Annotated in this window: 11 protein-coding genes; 6 read left to right on the forward strand and 5 right to left on the reverse strand. The window is 48.3% G+C overall.

Annotated elements, in window-relative coordinates; translation table 11 throughout:
- Positions 1-734: 734 nt before the first annotated feature.
- From ACQ4M4_RS12070 to ACQ4M4_RS12090, 5 genes are all read right to left on the reverse strand, one after another.
- Positions 735-1,979 (reverse strand): sensor histidine kinase, encoded by a 1,245-nt coding sequence (locus ACQ4M4_RS12070; RefSeq protein WP_430684730.1) that lies wholly within the window; start codon positions 1,977-1,979, stop codon positions 735-737.
- Positions 1,980-2,085: 106 nt separating this feature from the next.
- Positions 2,086-4,539: an ATP-binding protein gene (locus ACQ4M4_RS12075; protein ID WP_430684731.1), complete on the reverse strand. Its 2,454-nt coding sequence runs from the start codon at positions 4,537-4,539 to the stop codon at positions 2,086-2,088.
- Between the two features lie 651 nt (positions 4,540-5,190).
- On the reverse strand, positions 5,191-6,195 hold the full coding sequence (locus ACQ4M4_RS12080) for a mechanosensitive ion channel family protein (protein ID WP_430684732.1): 1,005 nt from the start codon (positions 6,193-6,195) through the stop codon (positions 5,191-5,193).
- A gap of 156 nt (positions 6,196-6,351) precedes the next feature.
- Positions 6,352-7,158, reverse strand: coding sequence for a potassium channel family protein (locus ACQ4M4_RS12085; RefSeq protein ID WP_430684733.1), 807 nt, complete (start codon positions 7,156-7,158; stop codon positions 6,352-6,354).
- Between the two features lie 58 nt (positions 7,159-7,216).
- Positions 7,217-8,503 (reverse strand): DUF389 domain-containing protein, encoded by a 1,287-nt coding sequence (locus tag ACQ4M4_RS12090; protein WP_430684734.1) that lies wholly within the window; start codon positions 8,501-8,503, stop codon positions 7,217-7,219.
- A gap of 577 nt (positions 8,504-9,080) precedes the next feature.
- On the opposite strand from ACQ4M4_RS12090, the gene ACQ4M4_RS12095 reads away from it, so the two are divergent.
- The 6 genes from ACQ4M4_RS12095 (at position 9,081) to ACQ4M4_RS12120 (ending at position 14,550) form a co-directional block, all read left to right on the forward strand.
- Entirely contained in the window at positions 9,081-9,602 is a 522-nt protein-coding gene (locus tag ACQ4M4_RS12095) for a PRC-barrel domain-containing protein (protein WP_430684735.1), read from the forward strand.
- Between the two features lie 473 nt (positions 9,603-10,075).
- Positions 10,076-10,504, forward strand: a complete 429-nt coding sequence (locus tag ACQ4M4_RS12100) for an acyl-CoA thioesterase (RefSeq protein ID WP_430684736.1) — start codon at positions 10,076-10,078, stop codon at positions 10,502-10,504.
- Between the two features lie 401 nt (positions 10,505-10,905).
- On the forward strand, positions 10,906-11,616 hold the full coding sequence (locus ACQ4M4_RS12105) for a Pvc16 family protein (RefSeq protein WP_430684737.1): 711 nt from the start codon (positions 10,906-10,908) through the stop codon (positions 11,614-11,616).
- 1 nt (position 11,617) lies between these two features.
- Complete coding sequence (locus ACQ4M4_RS12110) at positions 11,618-12,868, forward strand: phage tail sheath family protein (protein WP_430684738.1); 1,251 nt, start codon at positions 11,618-11,620, stop codon at positions 12,866-12,868.
- A 7-nt stretch (positions 12,869-12,875) separates the two neighbouring features.
- A complete protein-coding gene (locus ACQ4M4_RS12115; RefSeq protein WP_430684739.1) occupies positions 12,876-13,328 on the forward strand; it encodes a phage tail protein in 453 nt (150 codons plus the stop codon).
- A 4-nt stretch (positions 13,329-13,332) separates the two neighbouring features.
- Positions 13,333-14,550, forward strand: a complete 1,218-nt coding sequence (locus ACQ4M4_RS12120; protein ID WP_430684740.1) for a hypothetical protein — start codon at positions 13,333-13,335, stop codon at positions 14,548-14,550.
- Positions 14,551-14,645 lie beyond the last annotated feature (95 nt).

Below are 14,645 nucleotides of genomic sequence, written 5' to 3' on the forward strand. Positions count from 1 at the left end.
TCTCTGTCGTATCACGCTGAGCCAGAGTTGTCCGCGAGTGTAACAAAAGTGTTGACGTTGAGCGTGAAGATGAGCGGTACAACGTTCTTTTCAGTCTTAAAAAGAGATAGCAACTCCTACCTTGAGTCCAATTAAAAGAGTTGATAGACTTAATTTGAGAAATACTTTTCAACACTTGATTGGTGATTTGTAGGGAGGGGTGAGCTATAAATGGAGGTGTAGAAACGAGGCGATCGCCCGCCGTCATTTCGCCTCAAAAGCGCCTAAAAAAGGGTCAAAAAATTAGTCCAAATTCAGTCCATATCTCAGCAAAAGACTCACGAAAGCCCTGTAAATCAATAAATACAAGAATTGGATTAACTGCGGAATACGCAACTAATCAATTTTGAGTGGCATGCGGTCTATATTTCCGTTGAGCCAGCCAAGATAACTTGAGTTAAAACGTGAAGGGAAGTCAATCTCTAAAACGTTGCAAGACGCAATGTCCTTCGAGGTAGTGGCCAATGCCTGTGTGTTTGTCTCATGAAAAGCGATCGCAGCTAGGATATTCTTCCGCTCTATCAGCCAACGACCGATCCGATTCTGGATGTGCAGACCGGGTAATGCGAATATCCAATAACAAAACTCATCTCACAGATGTAACTGATTAGGACTTACGCACTTCATCAGTCAAGACTTACGCAGTTGAATGATGAGCATAGTTGTAGTCTGTGAAATCTTTGTTTGGGTCATACTCAGCATGGGAGCTGAATCACCAGTTCAGTTCCTTGACCTGGGGCAGAATGCACCTCAATTGTTCCATTGTGTTTTTCTAGGATGATTTGGCGGGCGATCGCCAATCCCAATCCTGTGCCTTTGCCCACCTCTTTGGTCGTAAACAAATGGTCAAAGATCTTGGCCTTCACCTCTTCGGTCATCCCCTTGCCATTGTCTCGAATACAAATTTGAACAGCATCTTCAATCTTTGTTGTCCGAATCTTGATGTATTGAGGATGCGCTGCGATATCTGTAAAAGATTGGTTTTTTGCCATCTCGTCAAACACATCAATTGCATTTGCCAGAATGTTCATAAACACCTGATTGAGCTGGCCTGGAAAACATTCAATCGCGGGCAAATCGCCATAGTCAATGATCACATCAATTTCAGGGCGCTGCGGACTTGCCTTAAGGCGATGGTGAAGAATGAGTAGTGTGCTATCAATCCCTTCGTGCAAATTAAATTTCTGTTTACTATCCGTGTCTGCGCGTGAAAAAGTTCGTAGGCTTTGGCTGATAGATTTGATGCGATCGCCCCCATCCTTCATTGCCCGCACAAGCTTAGGCAAATCCTCACGCAGATACTCCAGATCAATTTCCTCAAGCTTCTCTTCAATTTCAGGATTCGCCAGTGGAAAATGCTGACGATACAAATCAATCACACTAAACAGATCGGCAATATTCTCCTGTATTGCAGTAATATTGCCCAACACACAGCCAATCGGATTGTTAATTTCGTGGGCAACCCCAGCAACCAAATTCCCAAGAGCTGACATTTTTTCTTGTTGAATCAGTTTCAACTGCGAAGCCTGTAACTCAGCAGTTTTTTGGCTGACTTGCGTCTCCAAGGTTTGGGTCAGGTAGTGCAGCTTTAAATGGGTTCTAACTCGGGCAATAACCTCCTTTTCGTGGAAAGGTTTTGCAATGTAATCAACCGCGCCAAGATCCAACGCCTGCACCTTACTGTTTGGATCGGAGAGCGCCGTCATAAAAATAATCGGAATTTGGCAGAACTGCGGGTTAGCTTTCAATCGACGACAAGTTTCAAAACCGTCAATCCCCGGCATCATCACATCAAGCAAAATCAAATCCGGAATGCGCCGTTCCACCTGCTTGAGTGCGCGATCGCCCGTGGTGGCGATCGCCACATCAAATCCTGCATCATTCAAAGCCTCTGACAGCACTTCCAAATTGGTTGGCGTATCATCCACAATTAAAACCAAACCAGTAATGTTAGAGATTGAGTTTGTGATTGTAGAAGATGCAAGTATCGACATAAAACTGCACTGTTAATTCTGAACTTTGACTTCTGAACGGGTGATGTTGGATTTATGAAAGGTATTTCTGGAGTAATCGTTCAACTTGTTCACTTTGGAACTGCTTAGCAAGCCGTATTACTTGCTGCACAAACGGTTGATAGCAAGAGTCCTGCTGTCCCAGTTGTTCCGCTGCTTCAATCAGCTTCTTCAACCGCCCTTCTTGCGCTAACTCTAACCAAACCTGGAGATCCGCAGAGGGCGGAGGAATCAAGTCTGCGGGCTGCAACTGAGCCGAGGCTCCCGCTAAAGAGGCATCTTCGTAGATCCAGGTCAGTTCAAGGTGCTTTTCTAGCAGTTGGAATAGGTCATCCACCTGCACAGGCTTAGGTAAAAAATCATCGCTCCCCGCCTCAAAACTCATTTGTTGGTCGAGTTGAGCGACCGAAGCCGAAGAAACAATTACCTTAACTGATCGCAACTCTTCATCTGCTCGTAATTGCTCTAGCATCACAAAGCCATCCATCACTGGCATCGCCAAGTCAGTGATCACCAAATCGGGACAGGTTTGACGCATTTGCTCTAAGCCCGCCTGTCCATGCTCAGCTTCAGCCATCATAAATCCCAACGGCTCTAGTAAGTTCAGCAAAACGGCGCGATTTTCCCAGCGATCATCCACAACCAGAATTCGGCGCGGAGTGCCTTCATACCCCACAACCTTGCCAAAAGATGCCGTCTTTTGTTGCCTCCAATCTGCCGACAAAGGAACAGTGATCTCAAAATAAAAATCGCTACCCACTCCCGGCTGGCTCTTGACCTGAATACTTCCACCCATGAGCTGAACAATCTGTTGGCTAATGGCTAGACCCAGTCCCGTACCTTCGGCTTGGCGACGTTGCTCACCCACTTGCTCAAAGGCCTGAAAGAGTTTATGGATATCGTCTGGAGCAATGCCAACTCCAGTATCAGCAACCACAAAGCGAAGCTGTACAGTTTGATCGGCATGAGCCGCGATCTGCTCAACTTGAAGCATCACACGGCCGCGATCGGTAAACTTAACAGCATTTCCCAACAGGTTAAGCAAAACCTGCCGCAGCCGTTTTTCATCGACGGTGATGCCCGTAGGCAACTTAGCATCCGGCTCATAGTGAAACTCAACGCCCTTTTGCTCAGCCCGAATCCGACAAATTTCCACCACACCTTGCAAGAAAGAAGGAAAATGAACCGCTTGGGGCACGAGTTCTAGTTTCCGCGCTTCAATCTTGGACAAATCCAACACGTCGTTAATCAGCGTCAGCAGATGAGAGCCACACTGGTGAATGATCTGAATTCCTCGTTGCTCCTTCTCGCCCCAGGTTTTTGAACGACTCAAAATTTGAGCGTAGCCTAGAATACCGTTCAGAGGCGTGCGCAGCTCATGACTCATGTTGGACAAAAACTCGCTTTTTGCCTGATTGGCAGAATCGGCTGCCAGCTTTGATTTTTTCAGTTGAGATTGCTCGGTGGATTGCACATAGATCAATACCCCAATCAGCGTGCCCGCCAGGACTAAAACCACAAATGCAATGCCATCGAGAAGCCGGAGCTGAGATTCAATATTTCCCCGGGGAATCACCAACGCTACCGACCAGCTCGCTTCTTGCAAAGGCAAAAAGGCTACATACTGCTGAGTTCCATCTAAGGTAACCAGTTCAATGCCTTGTTGCCGATCAACCATTTTTTGGGCAATGGTCGCCAAGCCCGGATCCTGCGACTCAATTAAACTAGGGGCCGGCTTTTCCTGCGTCGACATAAAGTCAGTGTTGGGATGGATGATGGCTGCACCTTTGGAATTGAGTGCAAACGCATAGCTGTCCCGACCATATTGCAAGCGTTGAACTACATCTGTAACCTTCTCAATGCTGATGGGAGCATTGACAATGCCAAGGGGACGCCTCGCCTTGTCTTGTACAGGCCCTGACCAAATGGGAGACGCAAAAATGATGATTGGCTCCCCCGAAACTCGCGAAATAACCGGATCGACTACCGTAGATTGCCCTTTCATGCCTCGTTGAAAGTGAGGGCGATCGCCAACATTAATATCTGTTTTGCCTCGACCGACATTCGAAAGCCAGCCTTGCGAATCAACGATTCCCAAAGATGATCCACTTGAGGTGCCAAATGTTTGGAGGCGTTGCTGTTCGGCAGCAAAGTAGGGAGCAATTAATGACCAATCCATGGTCCGCGTGATGGGAATATTAGCAACTGCTTCCGCCTCCGACTTCCTCAGGGCAACCCATTTGTCGATGCTATTCGCCTCAAGATTGACCTTAAGCAACACATTTTGCTTCAAATTCTCCAAGGTCGCGTTGCGCACGATCTGATAGCTGAAGTAGCCTACCAGCCCAACCGCCAATGCGGTCCCTCCCACAACGAGACGGGTGACCAAGCTGCGAGAAAGGCGAGAATCGTTTGGTTCCGAAGAATTTTTCGAGCCTACTACAGTTTTGCCAACACGACTTACAGAAGAGTTTGATGGGTATGACATGGTAATTGTCTACAAATGCAATGACCGTATATCGCGATTCCTACTCGTGTGAGGGATAGAACTGTGATAGGTGATGCGCTCCTGGCAGTCCCCAACAACCATCCAGACTTCATTAGAGTACGCAGCGCTATATATGTTTATTATTCCCAAGAATGATTTAAGGCAAACAGGAGCCCTTATTCTGGTTAGAGATATGGCCTTAGCTCGAACTCAAAAATCAACGCTTATTTCTGGTGTGAAAAGTACCTTTAATCGCCTGTAATGACGGCTGCACAAACGATGCGAGGGTTTCACCCATAGGTGCATTTGTTCTGCAATCCATCGTCTGGCTTTGCAGAAATATGATTAAGTTGATTTGCAATTTAGCCGCTAGCGATCGCAAATTAAGTAGCTAATCAAATCCCTAGTTGATTAGTTGCAAAATGATAGTTTCAACAAAACATAACGTTGAGCGGCATAGGCTTTGTCTATACCACTCAAAACCATTGATATAAATCAATGCCTACACAACAGTACAGACAGACAAGCAGACCGTCATGCTCATACATGGTGGAGTTGTGTTTCACGATTGTGTTTCACGGTTATGGATGTGTTTGGTAGCAAGGCGGCGCCACTACCCCTGCTACCAAACACATCCACATGTCTAGAACATTACCCATGGTGGGCAGAGCGGGAATGCCCATCGTCACTCTGTTGCGATCGGTTTTCGGCTAGTTTGCGCAGAGAACCGCCGATGCTGCGTGGCTTTGGCGCTGGACGCTTGCCCAGAGGCCATCCTTCTCGCTGCTGTGTGCGATCGCCATCAGTCTCTTCAGTTTGATCATGAAACAAGATTTGTTGAGTGGGAAACGGTAAATCGATCCCATGAGCCGTTAGTTTATTCTTAATGGCCGTTAGCACCTTATCTTGCAAGTTCAACACTTCGGCTCGATAGGGCGGCTTTACCCACCAACGGGCACGAATCTCCACAGTACTTTCTGCCAAACTCACAACAATTGCATCCGGCGCGGGTTCTTGCAACACCCCTTCAGTTTCATAAATCGCCTCCAAAATCAACCGCTTGGCCTCATCGATATCGTCGCCATAACCAATGCCCACGTCATACTCCAAGCGGCGATTGTCAAAGGCAGTATTGACTGTAACCGAGTTTGTAAATAGTTCCGAATTCGGGATAACAATGCGACGCCCATCATACGTTCGAATCGTTGTCGCCCGGGTTTGAATATTTTCAACAGTTCCCTCAAAGTCCTTAAAAACAATTTGGTCCTCTAGCTGAAAGGGCTCCGTCAATAAAATTAAAATTCCAGCTAAAAAGTTTTGCAAAATATCCCGAAACGCAAAGCCGATCGCCACACCGCTAATTCCCAGCAGTTGCACCAAATCACCCGCCCGCAACGTTGGAATGACAATGGATAGGGAAATAAACAAACCAATGAGGATGATGGTCCATTGCGCGAGTCGACCTAAGATCAATCCCAGATTACGAGCATGACGGCGATTGCGAGTAACTCGCTTAACCATATGCCGAATCGTGCCAGCCACCAAAAAGAAAATAATAAAAACAATAAGTGCCAGTACGAGGTTCGGCAAAAGGGCAATCAAATCATTCAGCATGCCCTGCGCTTTTTCCCACGCCGCAGATACCTGGATGGTCATGAATCCCCTCTGGTGAAGCATCGCTGGTCATGGTAATCAAATTTTGTGCAATTAACCTCTACCTCAGGGTAACCAGATGGATGACAAATTTCCTGGTTTCCTGATTTGCAACCGAGAAAGCTGAATCATGGAGCGATCGCAAACCTGAGCAATTTTTTACTGCTTTTGCTGCAAAAGAGCGTGAAGTTCGGTTCGCAATGCGGCAATTTCAGTATGTAACACCGCCAGCTCGTGAGAGCCTGCCACCTCTGCCGTAGAGTTTTCGGCATCTCGCCCAATAAAGAAAGTTGCCAGAGTCGCAGTCACATAACCAAACACCGCAAACGCATAAAGAGACAAAAACAAACACAACACTCGACCTTCTGGCGTTTTTGGGAAATAATCTGAACCCATCGTGGTAATCATCATGGCAGTCCACCATAAAGCCGAGCCATAGTCAGTCAAAGATGATTCAGGAATATCCCTCTCAAAGGTATACATACCCGCAGACCCAACCAGCGCAACGATTGCCGTCAATCCCATAACATATCCAAATCCGCGCCGATTCACACTGGCTGCCAGTGCCCGCATACCGCGATTGGTGCGCGTCATCACCCTCAGTAGCCGCAACCCCCGCACAGCGCGAGCCGTTTGCAAGGCTCGGGCCACCCGCACCACCCGCAGAATTCGCAGGGCTGGCAGCAGCAGCGCCAATCCAGTCAACCATCTGAGCCTGAGATACACGACCTTACGAGGAGCCAAAATAAACTTCAGCCCAAAATCTAAGATAAACAGCACCCAAATGGTGATGCCCAGCGCATCCAAAAATGGCGACAGTTCCCAAATCAACTCAACCACAAACAAGGCCAACCAAACAAAGCTGAGCATCAGCATCGGAATTTCTAACCAATCCTCAAGCTGGTGCAAAATCTCACTTTGTTCATGTTCAAGAGCACGTTTGTAAGAAGAATGTAGCTGACTCATAAGATTAATGGGTTAGATTGTCAACGATTAACGATTGAGATAATGGCGCAAATACGATTTAGAGATTTTGATCAGGAGGTTCTAGAACCTGAATGTCAACCAATGGCGTAACATCAAAACCCTGTTCCAAAAGCCGAGTTTGAATCGCTTGCGTCAAGCGATCGCGAATTGCCTCAGCAGGAAGATTCACACCATCTGCCCGTTGCACATACACCACGCACAACAATGTGTTTTGTTCTGCAATGCTGGCGCGGGTAAATCGAACATTGGCCTCAACCAACTCCGCGAGTTCATTTTGCTGAATGACACTTTGAATTTCGGCATTGGCTTGTTGGGCACGGCTAGAGCGTTCAAGGTTTGGTGGATTGGCAAATTGCCAAGTCATCAATCCTGCTAAGGCGATCGCCGTTATCGTCAGAACGAGGGGAAATATCCCTTTTTTCCCACGGCTGTAGCGACTTTCTTTGATCGATATCCCATACAGGCGAAACAACAGCGCAGCAGAAATATTGATGCCAAATAGTTGCAGCAACAGCAGAAATAAGCCATTCACCACCATGTCCCAGCGCCCAATCGCGGTCGCCATGCCAACAATGCCTGCAGGGGGTGCCAAAGACGCCGCAACAAGCATTCCTGTAGCAGCCCCCGATACCAAACTGCTGCGCTCGGATTGAACCAAATTAATTGCGCCCGCTGCGCCTGCAGCCAAAGGAAGCAGCACCGCAACCATAGAAATTTGGCTACGCTCAACAATTAGCGCAGTGGCAATTTCTTGTCGCAGAACAAGGCTTAAAACTCCAGCAACGCCAATCGTGACAATCAATGCAGCAAAATATCGCAGAATACTTCGCCACAGCAGAGACCCATCTCCCCGAGCCGTGGCGATCGCAGTGTTCATGGCAGGGCTCGCGAATGGAGCGATCAACATCGCAGCCACAAGCAGATAACTCGTATTGGTGTATAAACCAATCCACACCACCACCCCCGCAACCGCAGCATAAGCGAGAAAACCAGTCCATGAACCAACACTTTGCAATCCCGAAAGAAAGACCTCGATCGGGCTGCGGATTTGAACTTGTTTGACCTGCTTGGGTGCTTCGCTAGCCGGCGGACGTAGCGCCATCACACCAGATGGCAACAACGTAGTGTGCACATTGGGCAACTCTTGAATGTCTTCCAAAAACATTTCAATGGATCGGTTTGGCAAATGCACAGTCACCAAATCGATCGCATCTCCTTCTGAATTTGCCTCCACAAGGGAAAAATTCACTCCTTGATGAGTTGATGCCAGATCAACAATCCGCTTACCACAGCCCCGAGGCACTTGAACAATAAGTTGACGCATATCTTCCTCCGACCGCTACCGCTAACCATCTCGTATTCAGGAGAGATTCGATCTCTAGCTAGAGGCAGATTTGCAAATTTCCATTCCAAGCTCAGAACATAAATTTCTTGAGTCAACCCGCAAGACTTTCCCTTGTATCTTACTGACAGGAGAGATTTTGTTTCACAAAGTTGGGCACCTTAGCCAGTGAAAAAGTTCGAAAACAACCCTTCCAACGACTAATCCCACTCGAATCAAGCTGAACAATATTCGAATTTTCAATCATCCAAAGTAAAAATATAAGACTATTGATAGTTGCAGATCTCTGCATTCAGCAATGGGGTCTTCTAAAAGAGCTATTTCGAACGATAGAATTAGCACAAATTGCTGGATTTGAAGAGAATTTCCTCAGTTTGTTTTATATGATCAGGTTATAAGCGTGACTCACGTTTTTAGTCACTGTAGTCAGTTAAGCCTGTCTATTTTCCTAGGTTTGATACTGCTTAAAGGTTCAATAGCAAAGCGGCTTCAGCTTCAATGCGAATGTTTATCTGACTAAGCAGTGAAACAAAAGCAACACAATATATGGAGAAGCGAAATGGCACTGATCAAACTGAGTGATTATTATTCCGATCACAAAACAGATTTGTTTGGCGGACACAACATTAACAACTTTTCGGTCTACGCAAACGATGCAGGCGATAACGACCAAGATAAGGTCGGTACTGTCAAAGAGCTACTCGTGGATGAGCGGGATGGTCGCTTTCGTTATTTCATTGTAGATACTGGTTTTTGGGTCTTTGGTAAAAAGGTTTTGCTGCCAGTGGGTATGGCTAAACTCAATTACGACAAAGAGCGACTTTACGTATCGGGGCTAACGAAAGAACAAGTTGAAAACTTGCCCGAATTTAGTGACGATTTGAAAATCGATAACAATTACGAAGAGCGCGTACGCTCATCCTATCGTCCACTAATTCCACGCTCATCAGTTTTACAGCCTCCTGCGGGTGAAGCCTATAACTATCAGCATGAGCCCTATTTCTACGACTTGGATGATCCGACTTTCCGCTCCTATGAACAACGGATGCGCGATCGCAGATCCACGACATCCCGACTTTAGTCTGCAAGTCACCTCTTTAGGTTCACTGTTCAAGTTCACACTTTAGATGCACAACCCTCGCTAATGAATAGGTTCTAAATCTATGTCATCAGCATGACTCTTCATTAAAAGCCTTGCTCCATAAGTAGAGTAAGGCTTTTTTGTCGATAAATTTTAGCCAGAATTCACCGAGATTTACCGCTTACAGCTTTTAACTCGTTTATTCGCTTCTATCTTACGTAAACAAACAAAAAAACTCTAAAGTGAATGATTTCAGCGACCAATCGCAGATAGTAATGCACTCTACTAACACACACTACTGAGATAACATCTCTGCAAATTATTTCTCAATACCGTGAGTAGGGGTTATCGTGCCGTTTTCACCGCAGATGACAACGAGTAAAGCCATGCATTAAAATACTTGCAAGCATATGCGGTTCTCAAAACTTAGGTCATCTCTTCTTCAACCGCATACCTGTCGCAGCTTTAACCTTATGTGTGAATCACTCCCTTCCAAGATTGCCTACACGCAGGAAATTGAAGTACAGCCCCATCATTGTGACGTTCAAAACCATGTAAACAATGTGATGTATGTGCAGTGGATTCAGGATTTGGCAATCGCTGCGTACAACTCTAGGGGCTACTCTCGCGAAACCGATAGCGAACATTTGATTTGGGTCGTTCGTCGCCATGAGATTGATTACCTCGCTCCTGCATTTGTCGGCGAACAGCTTCAACTAGTAACCTGGATCGAAAGCAGTAAACTCACTACGCTATCTCGTCGCACGGAGGTAACTCGCATAGGCGATCGCCAAATCCTTTGTCGAGCCAGAACCGAATGGTGCTACTTCAATGTCGATCGCAACCGTCCTGCTAAAATTCCAAACGAAATGAAACTAGCGTTCTTACCATCAGAAAAATAAGCAGAAACAAAAGGGTTGAGTTGCGGCAACTCAACCCTTAAAACCTCAAATCTTCCACTGCCATAGCAGAACATTTTAGGAAAGCAGTGGCCCTAAGAGGATGATCTAAAAATGCCAGTTGCGACCCGAACCGCCCCCGGCATCCCCCAATTTTTGGGGAACCGTGAATGAAAAAATGGGTCGGAAATCCCGTCAAAAACAGGCGTTGAGGAGCAAATGCAAAACATTTCATACGTTTCAAACATCCTCAAATGACCACAAATGACCACTTCTCTAAAATGTTTAGTTAAATGAAATTAAGTAAAATTACTGACCAATTTCTTTTCATTACTGACTGTGCTGAATAAGCTGGAATCACGAGGTAGTGTACATTCCCTTCGACCTACTTCATCAGACCTCCTATGATCGAGCTTATCGATCGCAGTTTGAAGGATTGGGTCACCTCTGTTGTGGGATCAGCAGAAGTCTCGTTTGCTGCTCCTAGCGACACTCATACAGGGCAGGGCGTTGGGCTATATTTGCTCGAACTTGCCTACAAGCCCTCCGCAAGTTCTACCTTTCGACTGCCGCTTCAGCTATCGCTGCACTACTTGGTCACCACTTGGGCAGAGTCGGCTGAACAGGCTCATCACCTGTTGGGCAAACTCATTTTTGCCGCAATTGAAACCCCCGATTTTGAAGTTCAAATCGAACCAATTCCAGTTGCGGTATGGGTTGCATTTCACGTTGTGCCGCGTCCGGCATTTGTATTGCGGGTACCCCTTAAGCGCGATCGCCCACAAACGATCGCCCCTCCAGTTCGCGTCGCCCCCGACGTACAAGTGTCACCAAGTACCACGCTGCAAGGTCAAGTGGTTGGCCCTAGCGATATGCCCTTAATGGGTGCGCAAGTCGAACTTGCAGCGCTGAAGCGCACAACCGTGACAAATGCGAAGGGTGAGTTTGAGTTTGCAGCGGTGCCCACCCATCCCCCCATTCAGCGTCTCTACGTCACCACAAAAGGGCATCGATTTTCTGTTCACCTTGAGCCTGAATCCGATCCATCAAAACGAGTGATCATTCACCTACACGATTTACTGCACGATACGTCATTGCACGATACGGAGGCGTAATATGCCCACCTACCTATCGCCCGGTGTCTATGTCGAAGAGGTGCCGGGTGGCGCCCGACCCATTGAGTCCGTTGGAACAAGCACGGCCGGCTTTGTCGGGGTAGCGCCCGATCCAGGAGCGCATGTGCACGAAGCGGTGGCCATCAGCAGTTGGACTCAGTTTTTGCGAGAGTTCTCATCGCGCGATCGCTCCACCAGCACGTTTCTATCTCATGCGGTATACGGCTTTTTTCTCAATGGCGGTGGCCGCTGTTACGTTGTCAACCTTGGCACCGATGAAACCCTGGTGGGTGATGGGCGAGGCCGCAAGGGTTTGGCCGTCTTGGAAGAAGTAGATGAAGTGGCAATTGTCGCAGCTCCCGGCTTTACCGATGCGGCCTCGCACGATGCCCTCATTTCCCACTGTGAAAAACTGCGCGATCGCGTTGCCATTTTAGATCCACCGCAGGTCGTCGGAAATTTGGATCTGCTAAAACGAGTGGCAACCGCATCGGCCACCCGCCGCCCGCCCGCACCCGCTGCCACCGGCGAAGGCCCAGCCGCTCCCCCCGAAACAGCCCCAGCTGCCGTGGGGCTACGTCCGCGCCAATCCGATGGGGGCTATGGAGCATTCTACTTTCCGTGGATTGTGGTGCAAGATCCGCTCTCACCGAGCGATCGCGTCAATGTGCCACCGTCGGGACATTTAGCTGGCATTTACGCTCGCGTAGACGGAACCCGGGGCGTGCAAAAAGCTCCCGCCAACGAACTGGTGCGCGGCGCAACCGATCTCACCTACCAAGTTACGCATGAAGAGCAAGGAGAGCTAAACCAGGCTGGCGTCAACTGTATTCGCTACTTTTCGACCGAGGGCATTCGCGTATGGGGCGCGCGCACCGTCGCCAGCACTAGCAGCGAATGGCGATATCTCAACGTGCGTCGCCTGTTCAACATGATTGAAGAATCCATTGCCCGCAGTACTCGCTGGGTCGTCTTTGAACCGAACGACATCACATTGTGGAAGGCCATTCGGCGAGATGTCAATGCATATCTAACACTGCTGTGGCGACAGGGAGCGCTGATGGGCCGAACGCCCGAACAGGCCTTTTTTGTACAGTGTGACGAAGAAACCAATCCCCAAGAGGTAATTGACGCGGGAATGGTGGTGATTGTAATTGGGTTGGCTCCAGTAAAACCAGCGGAATTTGTCGTGTTCCGAATGAGTCAAGGCGTAGCCAATACCCAGGTTGAACCCCAAGGCGCAATGAGGTGATGTTGCAATGCCAAACGGAACCAGAACCGGAAACCGTACCGATCCGTACCGAGCTTATAACTTTAAGCTCAGCTTTCAGCCCAACTTAACCGAGGCGCACTTTACCGAGTGCAGCGGCTTGCGCGTTAAGGTACCCGCGATCGCCTATGCCGAGGGTGGCAACATGGGCGAAGTGATTCGTCTACCCGGCCAAGTGGAGTATGGCGACATTACCTTGCGCTACGGACTCACCGACTCTAGCGATATGTGGAATTGGATGATGGACTTGGTAGAGGGCAAAGTGACTCGGCGCAATGCGTCCATCATTCTGCTGGATAACGATGGCAGCACTCCCAAAATGCAGTGGAACCTGATCAACGCATGGCCAACCGAATGGCGAGGCGCACCATTGGATGCGCTATGTCAAGAAGTGGCGATTGAGTCCCTCACTCTGGTGTTTGAGAAGTTGAAGCGAGACTAATCCAGTGTTCATTCAACCATGGGCAAAACGAATTGTGCGATCGCTCCTCTTGCGAGTCAAACAGTGGGCTGATGAAGCATTAGTGCATCTCTCCACAGAGGAGATAGACTCACCAGAACCTAGTCTTCCCGAGAGCAAGGCAAACTCTCAAAATCCTCCTGCTCACTGGCTTGCACGGGTACAGGCTGTATCTCAAAGTCCATTCCAATGGATGAATGTAACCGCTCCAATCGGTACACCCACCTCAGAGATTCCCACAGTCATTGATGCCTTTCCTGATATCGCTAACGAAACAAAACAAGATATCAGCTTCCATTCCCAATTCCGTTCCCATCCCCATCCTTCAACCGATTCTCAACAGCATGTGCGATCGCCCCATCAACCCATTCCTCCCATCGTAAAAACAGATCATCCAGTTCAGACCTCTTCCCATTCATCTCCAGAGATGCTTCACAAGAGCGATCGCCCACCAGTTTCATTTCCCTCAACAGAAGAACCTGCACTAGGGCCACTCACCAGAAAACAGCCCACGTCCAGCCCACCCCTTCGTTTAAAGCCATTGCCCCAATCATCGATAAACACCCCTTCTTCCAGCGCAAACCTTGCAACCGTTGGCAACCCGGCAGTCGCCCCCGACTCCACACAGGAATCCAAGCAGCCTTCATCCCATCACCTTGAACCGTTGCCCCTTCCTCGTCCTGCTCTAGAACAACACAAGCAACACTCCACACCCAAAGAGCCACCATTTGTCGCCAACGAGCATCAAGTCACCGCTAAACCCAGCCAGCCACCTACCCATGAGGCGATCGCACCTCCTTCCCCATGGCCAACTCATCAAGTTTCATCCCCCAACGAAGGGGCACCCCTGCGGCCTCGCAGTCGAACGGTCTCTACGACCCAACACCAGCCAGAACCCATCGCTATAGCCCCTTTGGGTGATGATCCGGTTTCACCGTTGATGCCGAGTCCGCACCGTTGGATGCATGAAAACAGCCCCAGCGAATTTGAGCAGACACGTCATTCCCCGCAAGATTCCCCGCGATGGTTTCAACCCGTAGTTTTCGCCGTTGAGGACGAGCGGCCTACCTCAAACGCAATGTGGAGCAATTTGCCAGACGAATCACCCGCATTCAGCCAAGAACCATGGCTTGCAGAAATTCGACAGCAGCAGCATTTACAAAAGTTAGAACACGAACAGCAAGGAGAACAAAAAATCAATTGAAACGAATCGAAGAACAGATCACAGATCAGCAAACGAAATCAAAACTTTCAAATCATGATTGTTTTTTTACCAATCTGAACGAGTTTTGATGAACA

Origin of the sequence: Leptolyngbya sp. AN02str (assembly GCF_050565595.1) — a bacterium.
Classification (GTDB): domain Bacteria; phylum Cyanobacteriota; class Cyanobacteriia; order Elainellales; family Elainellaceae; genus Kaiparowitsia.